This is a genomic window from Thermomonospora cellulosilytica, from assembly GCF_014138835.1.
Taxonomy (GTDB): domain Bacteria; phylum Actinomycetota; class Actinomycetes; order Streptosporangiales; family Streptosporangiaceae; genus Thermomonospora; species Thermomonospora amylolytica.
Map to the genome: position 1 here is coordinate 889,588 of NZ_JACJII010000001.1, position 15,609 is coordinate 905,196.

A 15,609-nucleotide genomic window follows, 5' to 3' on the forward strand; every position below is an offset into this window, starting at 1 on the left:
CTCAGTCCAGTACGTCGATCGCCAGCGGCGTGGGGCCGCCGTCGTTGATGCCGACCAGGTCCTGCGGGCAGGCCGAGACCACGACGACGCAGTCCATGGCGGCCTCGAAGGTGATCGAGTCCCCTGGGCGGCTCGCGGCGGGCAGCCACTCCAGCCGCCCCGACCCCGTCACCGGGATCCGCATGAACACGTTCACCGGCTGGGGCGTCACCTCGACGGCCAGCCCCAGCCCGGCCAGCGCCCGGTCGAGGTTCTCGGCGCAGGAGGCGTGACCGGGGGCCGCCCCGAGCGCCGCGTACCGGGCGGGGTCGCAGGCGGCGATCAGCATGTCGTGCTCGCCCGGCGAGGAGTCGTCGGCCAGGGTCAGGATCGGCCGCCGCCGGTTCGTCACGAACGCCTCCCCGACCCGCGGGAAGAGACGGCTCGTCACCGCCCGCGTGTGCGCCGCCGACAACTGCTCGGTCACGTCCCCGGCGGCGAACGCGAACAGGTCGCCGACCTGCCCGCCCTCCAGATCGACCACCCGCACCCGCCGCCCGGCCGCCACCTGCACGGCGCGTCCCTCCCGGGCGGGGACCACCGTTCGCCCCGTCATCGTCTTCACGGATCCAGCACAACATCCCCGGAGGCGTTCAGGCGATGGATCTTCCTCCAGGGTTCCAACCCCCTCTTGGAGGTTCGTCCATCAATCGGTGGATGCGCGGAAAGTCCGGCCGGAGGTGTCGTTCTGGAGGAGACCCGTTCGTATAGGAGGTGAGAACGGGAAGGAGCAAGCGATGCAGCAGTACATCCTCAGCATCCAGCAGCCCGTGGGGGACCCTCCGCCGCCGGAGGTGCTGGACCCGATCATGAAGGAGCTGAACGCCCTCAACGAGGAGATGAAGGCGGCGGGCGCGTGGGTGTTCGCGGCGGCGCTGCACCCGCTGGGACACGCGACCGTGCTGCGGCCGCAGGGCGACGACGTGCTGGTGACCGACGGCCCGTACGTGGAGGGCAAGGAGCACGTCGGCGGGTTCACCGTCATCCGGGCCGAGGACCTGGACGCCGCGCTGGAGTGGGGCCGCAGGCTCGCCGGGGTGCTCGGCCTGCCGATCGAGGTGCGGCCGGTCGTGGCCGCGTTCTGAGCCATGGTGGCCCGGGAGGAGATCGAGCGGATCTTCCGGCGGGAGTACGGCCGGGCGGTGTCGGTGCTGGTCGGGGCGTTCGGCGACATCGACCTCGCCGAGGAGGCGGTCCAGGACGCGTTCGCCGAGGCGGTGCGCCGCTGGCCCGCCTCCGGGCCGCCGCCCGGCCCGGCCGGATGGATCATCACCACCGCCCGCAACCGGGCGGTCGACCGGCTGCGCCGGGAGGCCCACCGCCCGGCCAAGCACGCCGAGGCGGCGCGACTGCTCGCGGTCGCCGGCGAACCGGCCCCGCAGGAGGGACCCGTGCACGACGACCGGCTCCGGCTGATCTTCACCTGCTGCCACCCGGCCCTGGCCCCGGCCGCCCGGGTCGCGCTGACCCTGCGGCTGCTGGGCGGGCTGTCCACCGCCGAGATCGCCCGCGCGTTCCTGGTGCCCGAGTCCACCATGGCGCAGCGGCTGGTCCGCGCCAAGGCCAAGATCCGCGACGCCCGCATCCCGTACCGGATCCCCCGCGACGCCGACCTGCCCGATCGGCTGCAGGGGGTGCTGGCCGTCGTCTACCTGATCTACAACGAGGGCCACACCGCCACCGCGGGCGACCACCTCACCCGCGAGGACCTGTGCCGGGAGGCGATCCGGCTGGCCCGGCTGCTCGCCGAGCTGATGCCCGACGAACCCGAGGTCATCGGCCTGCTGGCGCTGCTGCTCCTGCTCCAGTCCCGCCACCGGGCGCGCACCGCCCCGGACGGCCGCCTCGTCCCCCTGCCCGAGCAGGACCGCTCCCTGTGGGACCGGGACCTCATCGCCGAAGGCCAGGCCCTGGTCCGCCGGTGCCTGCGCCGCGACCGCCCCGGTCCGTACCAGATCCAGGCCGCCATCAACGCCGTGCACAGCGACGCCCCCACCCCGGAGGCCACCGACTGGCGGCAGATTCTCCAGCTCTACGACCTGCTGCTGTCGATGACCCCGACCCCGGTCGTCGCCCTCAACCGCGCGGTGGCGGTCGCCGAGGTCGAGGGTCCGCAAGCCGCCCTGGCCCTGCTGGACGACCTTCCCCTGGACCGCTACCACCTGTTCCACGCCATCCGCGCCGACCTGCTGGCCCGCCTGGGCCGCACCGCCGAGGCCGCCGACGCCTACGAACGGGCGATCGCCCTCACCCGGAACGAGACCGAACGCGCCCACCTGTCGCGCCGCCGCCGTTCCCTCACCGGCCCCACGGCTCCCTGACCACGCTCCTCCGGTCCGCACGGATCCCACGGAACCGGCGGCCGGCTACGCGGGTCCGGACAGCAGGTCGGAGAAGTTGTCGCAGACGAGGAAGGCGCCGCTGCCGTCGTCGAAGAGCAGGGTGACCTGGGCGATGCCCGGGATCGCCGCGGCGGTGCACACGACCTGCCCCTGGGCGAGCCGGGTCCAGCCCCTGCGCCGCAGCCCCCTCAGGGTGATCATGTCGCCTTCGACCTCGAAGGACACCTCGTCCGGCCGGTGGCGGTCGGCCCTGGCGACGATCGACCTGACGGGGATCTCGCTGTGCAGGCCCCGGGCGCGTTCGTGCGCGGTGGGCGGCATGCCCAGCTGCGTGAGGGCGTGGTACGGATGCCCGGGCAGGCCGGGACGCACCGACTGGACCAGCAGGTCGCCCTGCACCAGGTACACGGTGATCGGGCCGGTGCGGGCGCCCACGGTCGGCCTGTCGCCCGCCCCGACCACGCCGGTGGGCCGGATGCCGCAGCCGGCCGCCAGCAGGGCGGCCACCATGATCGGCGCAATGCCGCGGGGTCGTCTCACGACGGTCCGCCTCTCATGACGTGTGCTCGGGTCGCGCGGGGAGCCACAAAGTGAAGACCGCCCCCGCCCCGGGCGCGTTGGCGGCCTCCAGGGTGCCGCCGTGCAGGCGGGCGTTCTCGCGGGCGATCGACAGGCCCAGGCCGCTGCCGTCGCTGCGGGTCCGGGCGGCCTCGGCCTTGACGAAGCGGTCGAAGATCGACCCGATCATGTCGTCCGGGACGCCCGGTCCGTGGTCGGTGACGGTGAGGACGAAGCCCGGCCGGCCGTCGCGGACGTCGGGGGCGAAGGACAGCCGCACCGGGGGACGGCCGTGCCCGAGGGCGTTCCCCACCAGGTTGGCCACGATGACGTCCAGGCGCCGGGGATCGACGCGGGCCACCAGGCCGGCGGGGCCGTCCACCGTCACCCGGTCGGTCCAGCCGCGGACGTCCAGGGTCGCCGCCACGGCCTCCGCGACCAGGACGTCGTCGGGCACCAGCGCCGCCGCGCCGGCGTCGAAGCGGCTGATCTCGATGAGGTGCTCGACCAGTGCGGCCAGCCGGCGGGTCTCGCCGACCACCAGGCGCGTCGCGGTGTCGTCCCGGTCGTCCAGAACCTCCCCGGCGGCGATCATCGAGGTCAGCGGGGTGCGGAGTTCGTGGGAGACGTCGGCGACGAAACGGCGGGAGGCGGCGTCCTTGGCGCGCAGTTCGGTGACGGTGCGTTCCAGCGCCTCGGCGGTCCGGTTGAACGTGCGGGCGAGGTCGGCCAGCTCGTCGTGGCCGCGGACCGGGACCCTGGCCTCCAGCCGTCCGGCCCCCAGGGAGCGGGCGGCGTCCCGCAGCGCGCGGACCGGGTGCAGCAGCGCCCGGGTGGCCAACAGCGCCAGCCCCAGCGCCAGGACCAGGGCGGCGGCGTCGGCGATCACCATCGCCCGGGTGAACGCGCGCAGGTCGGCGTCCTCGCGCGCCAGGCTGACCGACACCAGCAGCACCGGAGGGGTGGTCCGCTGCGGCTCGCCCGCCGTCGTCCGGTATCCGGCGGGGTGCGCGCCCACCAGGAGGTACGGCTCACCGGCCCGGACGACCCGCTGGTAGACCAGCCCCCGGGAGACGGCCCGGGCGAACTCCCGGCCGGGCACGACATGCAGCCGCCCCTGCTCCGGCAGGGGGATGTTCCCGTCGGGCGACGGTGGCACCGCGTACGCCTTGACCCGCCCGTCCGCGGTGCGCAGGGCGTTCTCCAGGTCTCGGGCGACGATGTGGCCCGCGTCCGGCGGCAGTTCGGTCGGCACCAGCCGTTCGAGTGCCTGGCGCACGTCGCTCAGGACCGCCTCCTGGGTGCGCTCCAGCATCGCCCGCCGCACCAGGACGTACGCGATGCCGGACGCCAGCACCGAGGCGACCAGCGCGACCGCGGTGAACGCCGCGACCATCCGCACCCGCAGCCCGGCGTACCAGCGGCGCGGCCACCTCACGGGGCCACGAACCGGTACCCGAAACCGCGCACGGTCTCGATGAGGCGCGGGCTCGCCGGCTCGTCCTCGATCTTGGCGCGGACCCGCTGCACGCACGCGTCCACCAGCCGCGAGTCACCCGGATAGGTGTGCTCCCAGACCGCGGCCAGGAGTTGCTGCCGGGTCATCGCCTGACCCGGCCGCCGCGACAGCTCCAGCAGCAGCCGCAGCTCGGTCGGGGTGAGCCGGACGTCGGCGCCCTTCCTGGTCGCCTTGAGCGACGTACGGTCGATCACCAGGTCCCCGTACACCGAACGGTCCGACGGCGTCCGGTCGGCGCGGCGCAGCACGGCGCGGATCCGGGCGTCCAGCACCCGCGGCTCGACCGGCTTGACCACGTAGTCGTCGGCGCCCGCCTCCAGGCCCAGCACCACGTCCAGGTCGTCGCCGCGCGCGGTGAGCAGGATGACCGGCAGCGTGTCGGTCCGCCGGACCCGCCGGCAGACCTCGATGCCGTCGATGCCCGGCAGCATCACGTCGAGCACGGCGATCTCGGGCCGCCGCGCCCGCATCGTCTCCAGCCCCTCCTCCCCGGTGGCCCGCGAGGTCACGCTGTGCCCCTGGCGGCTGAGCGCCAGTTCCAGCGCGGTGCGGGCGGAGGGGTCGTCCTCGACGAGGATGATGTTCGCCACCGGGTCAGTATCGGGCAGTCCACCTCCCCGCCTCCGGCATGTCACGAGATCCGGACATTTCCCGGACATCGTGATGACGGACGGCCGGGACGTTGGGGCGCATGTCCACCGTCCCGGCCCCCGCCTCCGCCCCTCCCGTCTCGTCCCGGCGCCGCAACGTCCTGCCCTGGCTGCTGGTGGCGGGCTACGCCGCCCAGGTGGCCGTCCGGCTGTGGCTCGCCCGCGCGCGGGTGTGGCCGGCCGCCGAACCGGACGAGACCGGTTACCTGGTCGCCGCGCGGTGGCTGGCCGGAGGCCCGGCCGCCGACATGTCGGGCAACACCTTCTACCAGGGCGGATACTCGCTGCTGCTGGTGCCGGCGTACTGGCTGACGGACGATCCGGTGAACGTCTACACGCTGGCCATCGCGATCAACGCGGTGATCGGCGCGGCGGCCTTCCCGCTCGGCTACCTGGCACTGCGACGCCTGGGAATGCGCCGCCGGCCGGCGCTCCCGGCGGCCTGGGCGGCGGCCCTGCTGCCGGCGGCCACGTTCTTCGGCTCGTACGCCCTGACCGACGCGGTCCTCCCGGTCCTGGTGCTGGCCTGGCTGCTGGCCCTGGACCGCTGCACGCGGGACGAACGACCGGGAGCGCCGGTCCTCGCCTCGTTGTCGGCCGCGTACGCGCACACGATGCACTCCAGAGGCACCGTGCTCCTGGCGGTGCACCTCCTCACGCTGGCGTTCCTGCTGTGGCGTCGCCTCATGCCGTGGCAGGTGTCACGGCGCGCCGCCCCCGACCGGATCGCCGGGACACGTCCGGACGCGCGAGAGCGTTCGGGCCTCCTGCCACGGTGGCGTGCCGGTGTGGGTCCCGTCCTGGCGGGGGTGCTGGTCACCGGGGCGGGATGTGCCGCGGGGGCGATGTTGAACGCGCGGGTGCGCTCGGCTCTGTATCCGCGGGGGACGCGGGACCTGACGGCCAACATCGTCGAACGGGTGACGACGCTCGAGGGGCAGGCGTGGGCGTTGTCGGGGACGGCCGGGCAGATCTGGTACCTGGTCGTCGGGACATGGGGGCTGGCGGGGATCGGTCTGGCCGCCACGGTCGCCGTGGTGGTGCGGCGCCGTGTCGAGCCGGAGACCCGCCTCATGGCACTGGTGCTACTGGTGACGACCTGCGGGATCGCCTATGCCGCATCGGCCGCGCTGCCGGACGAGCACCGGGTGGGCAACTTCGCCTACGGGCGTTACCTGTCGTGCGTGGCGCTGGCCTACACGTTGGCGGGCCTGGCCGCTCTCGCACGAAGGGGCACCGTCTGGCTGGGGGCCGGAGCGGCCGGGACGGTCGTCACCACGGGAGCGTGGGTCCGCGGTTATGCGGGGGAACGGTTGCGGACCCATCTCTACATCGGGTTCGACTTTCCGGAGACCTCGTTCCTGGCGGCTGATCGGACCGCGTTCCATCTGGGGCGCGCGTCGCTGGTGGCGTTGGGACTGCTCGCCGGGTTCCTGGTGCTGCGACGGCTCGGGGCACTGGCGGTGGCGGCCGGGCTGGTCGCGGTGAACCTGGCGGCGATGACGTTCATCGTGGGTCTCGACCAGCGCCGTGCCCGGCCCGCACCCGTACTGCCCGGCCCCGCCGCAGGCGGTGTGGCACTGGACCGTTCGTTGTTCTGGGTGGTGCCGGTGCGGCTGACGTACGCGGTGTGGTGGACCCGTATGACCTGGATCTCCACCCGCACCGAACGACCGGCCCCGGGCGTGTGCACGGTCGTCGTACCCCTGCCCGCGGGCACCTCCGTCCAGGACTCCTGGCCCGGCAGGCCGCCCGGCTGGCGCCCGTACGTGGGACACGCCTGGACGACCCCGTGGGTGGCCTGGCAGGACCCGGCGTGCCCGGCTACCGGGGGGTGAACTCGATCCAGACCTGGTCGGCGTGGCCCAGCAGCCGGCCGTCCTCGCCGTAGGCGGTGCTGGCGGCGAACGCCTTGCGCCCGTCCCGCCTGAGCAGCCGGCCCAGGACGACACAGCGTTCCCCGGCCTCCGGCAGGGCGGTCACCCGGGCGGTCATCGTGCCCAGCAGGGCGGGGCGGGCCAGCAGGTCGGTGGCCCAGCCGCCCGGGCAGTCCAGCGCCGCCCAGACGATCTCGGGTCCCATCTCCAGCGACGCGTCCGGCGTCCACGGCGTCGCCATCGTGCCGGCGTCCACCGGCCCCGGCGTCAGCCCCAGCCCGTCCTCGCGCGCGGGCCCGCACACGAAGCACCGCGCGAACGGGGTGTCCCCGCCCTTGCCGGGGTACCCGGCCGCCGCCGTGACCGCCGTCTCGTAGGCAACGGCCGGAATCGGCGACGCCTCGACCTTGCCCGGCATCGCCTCGGCCAGCAGGCGTTCCCCGTCGTACAGCCGCAGCCGGCCGCCGTCCCCGGCGTCCACCCGCAACGGCACCTCCAGCGGCGGCGGGTTGCGCAGCACGACGGTCACGCCGTCCGCCGCATCCCCGAGGTCCCCGAGCCGCGCGGCCAGCGTCCCGGCCACGTATCCGCCGTTTCCCGAGTCCGGCGGCCCGTTGAACCGGGCGCCGATGATCAGCCCCTCCATCACCCCCATGAGGTTAGACACCCTCACAACACCGCATTTCACCCACCCGGGAACAGGCCGTCCCCGCCGCCTCGCGCGGCGAATGCGTTCGCCGCCGTCCGGGTGCACCCTGGGAGGGCGACCGCCCTCACCCCGACCGAACGGCTCCGGGGCTCGGCGGCCGTTCGGCGCGCACACCGTTCCGGCGAGGGAGACGTGATGGAGATCCGGACGTTCACGGAAGCCGACCGGGATGAACTGCGGGCGCTGTTCGAACGGGCCGGGGAGGGCTCTCCGAGCGCCTCGCTGTGGGGGCACATGGAGTCGGAGGCGGCGGTCTACCTGTACCCCTACATGGAGTTCGAACCGGACTCGCTGCTCATCGCCGTGGACGGCGGGGCGATGGTCGGTTACCTGACCGGATGCCTGGACAGCTCGTCGTTCCCCGACGAGGCGAAGCTCATGGAGCAGGCGATCCGCAGGCACCGGCTGCTGCTGCGCCCCAGGCCCATGGCCTTCTTCGCCCGCAGCATGGTCGACGCGGCCTGGGCGGCGGTCCGCCGCCGGCCGACCGCGTCGGGTTTCGAGGACGAACGCTGGCCCGCGCACCTGCACATCAACGTGGCGCCCGAGGCCCGCGGCAAGGGCGCCGCCGACGGCCTGATGCGCGCCTGGCAGGACCGGCTCAGGCAGACCGGCTCCCCCGGCTGCCACCTGCAGACCCTGGTGGAGAACACCCGCGCCGTACGGTTCTTCGAACGCATGGGCTTCGTCAGGCACGGCCCGACCCCGCTCGTCCCCGGCGTCCGCTACCAGGGCAGGCGCGTCCACCAGCAGACGATGGTCTGGACGCCCTGACCGCCCCGCCCTTCAGGTGCGGTAGCGGCCGAGCTCCATGCGGGCGACCACGCCCAGGTGGACCTCGTCGGGGCCGTCGGCCATGCGCAGGGCGCGGGCGGCGGTCAGGAAACCGGCGAGCGGCACGTCGTCGGACAGGCCCGCGCCGCCGTGGAGCTGGATGGCCATGTCGACGACCTCCTGCGCCATGGCGGGAACGGCCGCCTTGACCTGGGAGAGCTCGCTGATCGCCCCGAGCGCCCCGGCGGTGTCCAGCAGCCAGGCGCAGTGCAGGACCTGCAACCGGGCCTGGTTGATCGCGATGCGGGCGCGGGCGATGCGCTCCCGGTTGCCGCCCAGGTTGGCCAGCGGCTTGCCGAACGCGACCCGCTCGGTGGCACGGCGGCAGGCCAGCTCCAGCGCCCGTTCGGCCATCCCGATCAGCCGCATGCAGTGGTGGATCCGGCCCGGCCCCAGCCGGCCCTGGGCGATCTCGAAGCCCCGGCCGGGCCCGCCGATGATCGCGCTCGCCGGGAGCCGCACGTCGGTGAACGACACCTCGCCGTGCCCGTACGGCTCGTCGTGGTAGCCCATCACCGGCAGCATCCGTTCGATCTTCACGCCCGGGGCGTCGAGCGGGACGAGCACCATCGAGTGCCGCCGATGCCGGTGGGCGTCCGGATCGGTCAGCCCCATGAAGATCACGAACCTGCAGTCGGGATGCCCGATGCCGGTGCTCCACCACTTGCGCCCGTTCAGCACCACGGTGTCGCCGTCGAGGATCGCCGTGGCCCGCATGTTGGTGGCGTCGGAGGAGGCCACCGCCGGCTCGGTCATGCAGAACGCCGACCGGATCCGCCCCTCCAGCAGCGGCCTCAGCCACCGCTCCCGCTGCTCCGGGCTCCCGTAGTGCAGCAGGACCTCGGCGTTCCCGCTGTCGGGGGCGTTGCAGTTGAACACCTCGGGCGCGAAGAGGTACCGCCCCATCAGCTCGGCCAGCGGCGCGTACTCGGCCACGCTCAGCCCGGCGCCGTGCTCGGAGTCGGGCAGGAAGAGGTTCCACAGCCCCTGCTCGCGGGCCTTGGCCTTGAGCTCCTCGATCATCGGCGGCACCGCCCACCGGTCGTCCTGGGAGCGCAGCGTCGCGTAGTACTCCGGCTCCCGCGGCGCGATCTCGGCGTCGATGAAGGCGGTGACCCGCTCGATGTACTCCTGTGCCCGCGGCGAATGCGTGAAGTCCACGACCGGCTCCTTGCCCGACTCGACCGAACGACGTTCAACGCGCTGAGCGTAGCGAGCGATCCCCTCCCCCGATCCGGCGGTCCGACGACGCGGGGCGCCCGCTCCGGACCGGCCGCGGGGCCGGTGCCGAATCGGTCACGGATCGTGCGGCCATGCGCCCGATCTGGCATGATCTCCCGAGGTTCCCGTCCGCAGAGGTCTTCAGGCGCAATGGACTACTCCCTCGGAAGTGCGAGCTTCGACAGGTTCCAGGCCGCGATGGAACAGGACGCCGAGCGCATGCGCGGCTTCCAGGAGCGCATGTCCCAGATACGCGGCAGAGGCGAGGCCGCCGACGGCCGGATCGTGGCCGAGGTCGACAGCGAGGGCGGCCTGACCGCCCTGGACATGGACCCCCGCGTGCTGCGGATGCCGCTGGAGGACATCAGCGCCGAGATCCGCAAGGCCGTCAACGCCGCCTTCAAGGACTTCCAGGACCAGGCCGCCGCCATGGCCGCAGAGCTCTACGGCACCAAGGACGAGGACCCGGAGAAGATCCTCGCCGACCCGTCCGCCCTCCTGTCCAAGGTCGAGGAACTCGGCAACAACTTCGCCGTCCAACTCCAGGACATGGTCCGCGAGCTGAACGCCCAACAGCAGCGCGCCAAGGACATCGCCGCCGGCATGAACCCCCCGCGCGACCCCCGCTAAACCAACTTCATAGCAAACGGCACCGCCAGCACGAAGAGGCGGAGGTCGGCGGGCAGGCCCGGCCGGATCCTGAGGGTGAAGCGCTTGTTCGGCTCTCCCAGCCGGGTGCCCTCCAGCCGCGCCACCTCCTGTCCGGAAGCGTCGTTGATCGTGTAGAAGTCGCCCGTCGTGGAGATGGACTCCCCGCCCTCCCTGTACACCATCTCGATGGGCGCGGAAACCGCTTCCCCAACGACGCGGCCATCGCTTCCGTACAGCCGGTACCTCCTGACGACGGTCTGCCTGGGAGCGCTCGGCAGGGTGGCCGAAGCTCCGACGTACTCGTCCTTCTGCCGCTCCAGGTGTCCCAGCGGGTCTCCTGACGCTCCCAGCAGCCGGCAGGTGGTCTGCCCCTCGCCCCTGCCCTCCGAGGCGTCGCGGTGCAGGCTGAAAAGCGAGGTGCCGTCGACCGAACTCGCGCCGAGCGTCACGGCCGGGGAGTTGTCCACCATGCCGAAGACGTTGCGCTTCCACCAACCAGGGCGGGGACCGGAGGTCTGGTCCACCCGGGCGACCACGTTTCCGCCCTCATCGGTGATCTGGAAGTCCAGATGCGGGGAGATCCGCTCGATGTGCAGCACGGGCAGAGCGAAGACGGCGCTCACTTCCTTGCTCCAGTTCCGTCGTTCAACCCGGGTCCGAACTCCACTTCTCGGATCCGGAGGAAGCCGTCCTCGTCAGACCAGCTTCATCGCGAACGGCAACGCCAGCACGAGGGTGCGGAGCGGGTCGGGCAGCCGCCCGGCGAACTCCAGAACCGCGCGCTCGCCCACACAGCCGCCCTCGGTCCCGTCCAACCGCGCGACCTGCCGCCCGCCCGCATCACTGATCGTGTACGGCCCCTTCCCCGTGAGGTGGAGCATGCCCGGTCCCTGAGTGTTCTGGGTCTCGAGCTCCGGCGAGACCGCCTCGCCGACCACCTGACCCGAGCCGTCGTGCAGGCGGTAGGTCTTCACCGCCCGGTACATCAGGCCCCCGAGCAGCGTCCTGCCGATCCGGAACTCGTCGGGGGACATCGGCATCACCCTGTTCACCTGACGCACCACGTGGCCCAGCAACGTCCCACCGGCATCGAGGACCTGGCATCCGGAAGGGATCTCCTGGCCCCACCAGATGCCGTCCGCGAGTTGCTCCCGGGTCGGCGGCTGGCTGGGCGGTTGCCGAACCGGCTCTGGTCGCCCGGGTACGACCTCCCCTCTGCGGACGGCGAAGAGCGGCGTGCCGTCAGTCCCACTGGCCTGCACCGTCACCGCGGAAGTGCACGCCCCGTAGGACGGATCACGGGAGAAGTTGTTGGTGGTGTTACGGAAGTTCCTGGCCCACCAGCCAGGTCGATCCCCCTCGGTCTGCTCCACCTGGGCCACGACGTTCTCACGCCCGTCGGAGATCCGGTACCCCAGATGCCGGGACACCTGTTCGATGTGCAGCTCGGACAGGGTGAAGACGGCGTTCACTGCTGCTGCCCCTCGCCACCGTGGAGGAGGTCGTAAATCGGGTTGTTGAAGGTGCCCTTGTACTGGTCCTGGCCCTTGCCGTTGTTCTCGTACTCGCCTTTGTAGCCGGCGACGTCACCGCCTTGGTAGGTGCCGCCCGCGCTTCCGGATGCCTTCCAGGAGCCGTCCTCGAAGTTCTTCTTCCCTTCGAGTTCGACCTTTCCTCCCGCCGTGCTGCTGTGCTCCCAACCGCCGTTCACACCGACGCCGAGCTCGCCGCTCTTGGGTCCCTCGAACATGCCGTCCTCGTCGGTGTAGTCGAACTTGCCACCGCCGCTCCAAGCTCCGGTCCCCAGTGCGGGAGCGGCACCCGCGGGCGAGTTCGTGTACTTGCCCTCGGCACCGAACCCGTTGAACTGGAAGTCGCCGTCGTTCCGGCTGAACTTGACGTTCGCGCCGACCTCCACGGAGTGGACTCCGTTGGGCCAGCCGATGGTCGCGCCGTTGCCGACCGTCCACATGCCGTCCTTGTTCCGGTCGGCATCCAGGTCGATCTTCTGCACCGGGATGATCCCCGGGTTCTTCTCGTTGGCCATCCGGTTGACGAAGGCCAGGCCGGTGTTGGCGGCGTTCTGGGCGAGGTTGGTGAGCGCGGTGGCGCTGCCGTTGACCATGGCCTGCTTGAAGTCGGCGCGGGCCTCGGTGTTCCCGCGTTCGGCCTGGCGGTTGGCGGTGACGTTCGCGTGGATGGCGAAGATCGATCCGGCGATGCTCAGAGTGGCGCCGAGCGCGGCGGTCGCCGCATAGGTGATCTTCATGCAGACGCTGGACGCCGTGATGGCCGCGCCGGCCGCGGGGGCGGTGACCACCCCGGCCACCGCCGCGACGAAGATCGCCGCCTGCGCCGCCAGGTAGAAGGCCATGGCCACCGCGAAGACGGCATAGGCCAGCAGGGCTGCGGCGCACACCAGCAGCGCGTTCTTGACCACCTCGCAGAACGCCCGGGACTGTTCGAGCTGGGCGCACATGGCGTCCACCTTCTGCTCGAACATCCGCCGGGATTCGGCGTTCCAGTCCTGCTGGGCCAGCTTCCTGCCGGTGTCGCGGATGGAGGCGATGATGCCGTCGATCTCCTTGGCCGTCTTCTCCCAGGCCTTGGCGGCCTTCTCCAGCTTGGCGGCGTCGCCCTCCGACAGCTTGAACAGGAAGTTGACGATCCAGGCGGGCGGGAGGACCACCATCGCCCCGGTGACCGTCGTCTTCGCGAGGCCCATCAGCATCTTGTCGTTGCCGTAGAGGCTCATGCGGGGGTCCCTCCCAGTCGTTCGGGCGACGAGGTCACTTCGGGCCGGGCTTGACGGTGCTGTGGCGGTCGGAGTCCCGGAACTGCTTGGCGGTCGTGGCGACGTCGTCCGCGTACTTCTCCAGCTGCCTCTTGTGGGTCGCCAGATCCTGGAAGGCGTACTGCAGGCCGATGGGATAGGACATCGCCGCGACGGTGCCGACGATGCTGAAGTCGCCGCCCTCGATGGTGCCGTCGCCGTCGATGCCCTTCAGCGCGTTGTCGAACTTGGGAGCGACGTCGTTCTTCAGTGCGCTCGAGAGCTTGTCGATCTGCTTGTCGCGGAACTCGATCTCGGGACTTCCCACGCTGTCTCTCCGTCGGCTGGGGGCGGCCGCCATGATCGGCGTGTGGAGAATACTACGGAACGAAGTCGAATCCGGTCCTTAGGTTACGAACGCCCAGATCGTCGAGAAGCGCGGAAGCCCCGCCGGACGGCAGCCCCACGGGGGATCGAGGAGGGGCGGGCCGTCCGCAGGCCGGTACGGTGCGTGGCGCCGCCGGTGGAGCTGTGATCAGAGGGCGGAGGGCGGGGTGTAGGGGGCGCCTACGCGGGCGTGGGCCTCTTCGATGCTGCGGTGGCGGACGCCGTAGCGGAGGGTGCGGGTGATGGCGATGCCGGCGGCGCGGGCCAGGGCGGGGGTGAGGGGGGTGCGGGGGTGGAGGCCCAGCAGCCGCTTGGCCCAGTCGGGGAGGAGGTCGGTGGCGACGCGGCTGACGATCTGGCTGCCGATCCGGGTGGCCCGGTCGTCGCCGTAGGCGCCGCGCAGGAAGCGGACCGCCTGCAGGGTCTCCTCGCTGACGGTCAGGCGGGGACGCATCGTCGCGAAGTAGTCCTTGACGTCCTCACGGGACTTGGGGACGTCGGTGGCGCCGAGCCGCTCGGAGATGACGGCGTAGTCGGCGAGGTACCGGTCCAGGTCGCGGCCCCGCAGCGGCCTGGGGTGGTAGCGGACGTGGGCGCGCAGGGCCGAGTACGCCTGGGTGACGCCGGTCCAGATGATGTCCTCGGAGCTGGTGGCGGAGTACGCGCGGCCGTCCGGCATGGTGCCGTGGACGCGCTTGTGCATCGTGCGGACCGTGTTGACGAGCTTGTCGGCGACCGGGGTGGAGCCGTACGTCACGCCCAGCACGAAGCTGGCGGTGAAGCCGAGCCGCTTGATGGGGTCCCGCAGGTAGTCCGAGTGCCGGTTGGTGCCGTGCGTGACCGGCTCGTTCAGGGTGCCCAGGAGCAGGCCGGAGACGCCGCCCAGCACCCCCGACACGTCGCCGTGGACGTACCAGATGGCCGAGTCGGGCCCGAAGTACCCGGGATCGCCCACAGGTTCGGTGTACTGCTCCCCCGGCAGATGGGCGGAGGCCAGCATGGCCCAGTAGGCGTCATCGATCGCACCGCGCAGGTTCATAAGCGCATGCTTACACCGCATGAGACAAGAGGCAAGGCTTGTCTCATGTAGCGCACATCACGTCCCGCGCCGGGCCGCCCGGCGTTCAGACGGCGGGACCGGGCTCCAGGCGGACGATCTCGCCGATCTCCAGGGCCGCGTAGAGGGCCCCGTCAGGCCCGGCGGTGATGCCGTGCGGTTCGCAGGAACGGGACGGGAGGTCGTGCTCCCGGACCCGGCCGTCAGGGGTGATGGACCCGATGCGGCCGGTCGCCCATTCGGTGAACCAGCAGCCGCCCGCGCCGGCCGTGATCGCGTGCGGCCGGCAGGCGCGGTCGGGAAGCGGGAACTCCTCGATGCGACCGTCCACGGTGATGCGCCCGATCCCGCCCGCGCCGATCTCGGCGAACCACAGCGCGCCGTCCCCGCCGCACGCGATCCCGACAGGAGCGGCGCCCTCGGTGGGGAGCGGATGGATCTCGGTGTTCCCGTCGAGATCGATCCGGCCGACGGCGTTCGCCCGGTTGAGGGTGAACCACAGCGCACCGTCCGGCCCGCTCGTGATCATCGACGGGAAGGCTCCGGTGAGCGGCAGCGGGTGCTCGGTCACCCGGCCGTCGATGGTGATGCGCCCGATCCGGTCGGTGTGCATCTGGGTGAACCACAGCGCGCCGTCCGGCCCGCTCGCGATCCCGAACGGACCGCCCTCCGGAACGGTGAACGAGGACACCTCCCCGTCCACGGTGACGCGCCCGATCCGATGGTCGCGGCTGCGGGTGAACCACAGCGCGCCATCGGGACCGGCCGTGATCAGCGCAGGCCCGCAGTCCGCGCTGTCGAGCCGGTAAAGCTCGACCCGCCCGTCCAGGGACAGCCGCCCGACCTGCCCCGCATGGACGAGCGTGAACCACAGCGCACCGTCCGGGCCGGTCGTGGTCGCATAAGGCCCCGCCTTCTCATCGGACACGGCGAAACGTCGAGTCGAGACAACAGGCATTCGGTCCCCATTCCGAGTTCGTGTGCTTCAAGCC

At 72.0% G+C, this 15,609-nt stretch carries 17 protein-coding genes; 5 read left to right on the plus strand and 12 right to left on the minus strand.

Features of this window, described 5'->3' with window-relative positions; genetic code table 11:
- Window position 1: 1 nt before the first annotated feature.
- Window positions 2–595 (minus strand): DUF1989 domain-containing protein, encoded by a 594-nt coding sequence (locus HNR21_RS04155; protein WP_182708473.1) that lies wholly within the window; start codon window positions 593–595, stop codon window positions 2–4.
- A 181-nt stretch (window positions 596–776) separates the two neighbouring features.
- Between HNR21_RS04155 and HNR21_RS04160 the strand changes: the two genes are divergently transcribed.
- Entirely contained in the window at window positions 777–1,124 is a 348-nt protein-coding gene (locus HNR21_RS04160) for a YciI family protein (protein WP_182704127.1), read from the plus strand.
- 3 nt (window positions 1,125–1,127) lie between these two features.
- On the plus strand, window positions 1,128–2,360 hold the full coding sequence (locus HNR21_RS04165; protein WP_182704128.1) for an RNA polymerase sigma factor: 1,233 nt from the start codon (window positions 1,128–1,130) through the stop codon (window positions 2,358–2,360).
- A gap of 45 nt (window positions 2,361–2,405) precedes the next feature.
- Here the strand turns inward: HNR21_RS04165 and HNR21_RS04170 are convergent, their stop codons facing one another.
- The 3 genes from HNR21_RS04170 to HNR21_RS04180 are packed head-to-tail and all read right to left on the minus strand — an operon-like array spanning window position 2,406 to window position 5,048.
- Complete coding sequence (locus tag HNR21_RS04170; RefSeq protein WP_182704129.1) at window positions 2,406–2,921, minus strand: hypothetical protein; 516 nt, start codon at window positions 2,919–2,921, stop codon at window positions 2,406–2,408.
- Between the two features lie 13 nt (window positions 2,922–2,934).
- On the minus strand, window positions 2,935–4,377 hold the full coding sequence (locus HNR21_RS04175; protein WP_182704130.1) for an ATP-binding protein: 1,443 nt from the start codon (window positions 4,375–4,377) through the stop codon (window positions 2,935–2,937).
- Complete coding sequence (locus HNR21_RS04180) at window positions 4,374–5,048, minus strand: response regulator (RefSeq protein WP_182704131.1); 675 nt, start codon at window positions 5,046–5,048, stop codon at window positions 4,374–4,376. Before HNR21_RS04180 ends, HNR21_RS04175 begins: the two co-directional genes overlap by 4 nt.
- A 101-nt stretch (window positions 5,049–5,149) precedes the next feature.
- On the opposite strand from HNR21_RS04180, the gene HNR21_RS04185 reads away from it, so the two are divergent.
- Window positions 5,150–6,946 (plus strand): hypothetical protein, encoded by a 1,797-nt coding sequence (locus HNR21_RS04185; RefSeq protein WP_182704132.1) that lies wholly within the window; start codon window positions 5,150–5,152, stop codon window positions 6,944–6,946.
- On the opposite strand, the gene HNR21_RS04190 is transcribed toward HNR21_RS04185, so the two are convergent.
- Window positions 6,933–7,640: a hypothetical protein gene (locus HNR21_RS04190; protein ID WP_246441951.1), complete on the minus strand. Its 708-nt coding sequence runs from the start codon at window positions 7,638–7,640 to the stop codon at window positions 6,933–6,935. The two genes, HNR21_RS04185 and HNR21_RS04190, sit on opposite strands and share 14 nt — an antisense overlap.
- A 189-nt stretch (window positions 7,641–7,829) precedes the next feature.
- On the opposite strand from HNR21_RS04190, the gene HNR21_RS04195 reads away from it, so the two are divergent.
- Window positions 7,830–8,468 carry a GNAT family N-acetyltransferase gene (locus HNR21_RS04195; RefSeq protein WP_182704133.1) on the plus strand — a complete coding sequence of 213 codons (639 nt, stop codon included), beginning with the start codon at window positions 7,830–7,832 and terminating at the stop codon, window positions 8,466–8,468.
- A 12-nt stretch (window positions 8,469–8,480) separates the two neighbouring features.
- Here the strand turns inward: HNR21_RS04195 and HNR21_RS04200 are convergent, their stop codons facing one another.
- Window positions 8,481–9,689, minus strand: coding sequence for an acyl-CoA dehydrogenase family protein (locus HNR21_RS04200; protein WP_182704134.1), 1,209 nt, complete (start codon window positions 9,687–9,689; stop codon window positions 8,481–8,483).
- Window positions 9,690–9,899: 210 nt separating this feature from the next.
- On the opposite strand from HNR21_RS04200, the gene HNR21_RS04205 reads away from it, so the two are divergent.
- The gene (locus HNR21_RS04205; RefSeq protein ID WP_157996112.1) at window positions 9,900–10,379 is read left to right on the plus strand and encodes a YbaB/EbfC family nucleoid-associated protein; all 480 of its coding nucleotides are present in this window, start codon (window positions 9,900–9,902) and stop codon (window positions 10,377–10,379) included.
- Here HNR21_RS04205 and HNR21_RS04210 read toward each other — a convergent pair.
- The 6 genes from HNR21_RS04210 to HNR21_RS04235 form a co-directional block, all read right to left on the minus strand.
- A complete protein-coding gene (locus HNR21_RS04210; RefSeq protein WP_182704135.1) occupies window positions 10,376–11,023 on the minus strand; it encodes a hypothetical protein in 648 nt (215 codons plus the stop codon). The genes HNR21_RS04205 and HNR21_RS04210 overlap by 4 nt on opposite strands.
- A 72-nt stretch (window positions 11,024–11,095) precedes the next feature.
- Window positions 11,096–11,872: a hypothetical protein gene (locus HNR21_RS04215; RefSeq protein WP_182704136.1), complete on the minus strand. Its 777-nt coding sequence runs from the start codon at window positions 11,870–11,872 to the stop codon at window positions 11,096–11,098.
- Window positions 11,869–13,155, minus strand: a complete 1,287-nt coding sequence (locus HNR21_RS04220) for a hypothetical protein (protein ID WP_182704137.1) — start codon at window positions 13,153–13,155, stop codon at window positions 11,869–11,871. The genes HNR21_RS04215 and HNR21_RS04220 overlap by 4 nt, the downstream gene beginning before the upstream one ends.
- Window positions 13,156–13,189: 34 nt before the next feature.
- Window positions 13,190–13,501 (minus strand): hypothetical protein, encoded by a 312-nt coding sequence (locus HNR21_RS04225; RefSeq protein WP_182704138.1) that lies wholly within the window; start codon window positions 13,499–13,501, stop codon window positions 13,190–13,192.
- 207 nt (window positions 13,502–13,708) lie between these two features.
- Window positions 13,709–14,599, minus strand: coding sequence for an oxygenase MpaB family protein (locus HNR21_RS04230; RefSeq protein ID WP_182704139.1), 891 nt, complete (start codon window positions 14,597–14,599; stop codon window positions 13,709–13,711).
- Between the two features lie 85 nt (window positions 14,600–14,684).
- Window positions 14,685–15,575: a Vgb family protein gene (locus HNR21_RS04235; protein ID WP_182704140.1), complete on the minus strand. Its 891-nt coding sequence runs from the start codon at window positions 15,573–15,575 to the stop codon at window positions 14,685–14,687.
- Window positions 15,576–15,609: the final 34 nt, after the last annotated feature.

Bases quoted from the DNA above. Each gene is read 5' to 3' on its own strand.
- HNR21_RS04155 (WP_182708473.1), bottom strand. From the start codon at position 595: ATGACGGGGCGAACGGTGGTCCCCGCCCGGGAGGGACGCGCCGTGCAG.
- HNR21_RS04160 (WP_182704127.1), top strand. From the start codon at position 777: ATGCAGCAGTACATCCTCAGCATCCAGCAGCCCGTGGGGGACCCTCCG.
- HNR21_RS04165 (WP_182704128.1), top strand. From the start codon at position 1,128: ATGGTGGCCCGGGAGGAGATCGAGCGGATCTTCCGGCGGGAGTACGGC.
- HNR21_RS04185 (WP_182704132.1), top strand. From the start codon at position 5,150: ATGTCCACCGTCCCGGCCCCCGCCTCCGCCCCTCCCGTCTCGTCCCGG.
- HNR21_RS04190 (WP_246441951.1), bottom strand. From the start codon at position 7,640: ATGGGGGTGATGGAGGGGCTGATCATCGGCGCCCGGTTCAACGGGCCG.
- HNR21_RS04195 (WP_182704133.1), top strand. From the start codon at position 7,830: ATGGAGATCCGGACGTTCACGGAAGCCGACCGGGATGAACTGCGGGCG.
- HNR21_RS04205 (WP_157996112.1), top strand. From the start codon at position 9,900: ATGGACTACTCCCTCGGAAGTGCGAGCTTCGACAGGTTCCAGGCCGCG.
- HNR21_RS04220 (WP_182704137.1), bottom strand. From the start codon at position 13,155: ATGAGCCTCTACGGCAACGACAAGATGCTGATGGGCCTCGCGAAGACG.
- HNR21_RS04230 (WP_182704139.1), bottom strand. From the start codon at position 14,599: ATGAACCTGCGCGGTGCGATCGATGACGCCTACTGGGCCATGCTGGCC.
- HNR21_RS04235 (WP_182704140.1), bottom strand. From the start codon at position 15,575: ATGCCTGTTGTCTCGACTCGACGTTTCGCCGTGTCCGATGAGAAGGCG.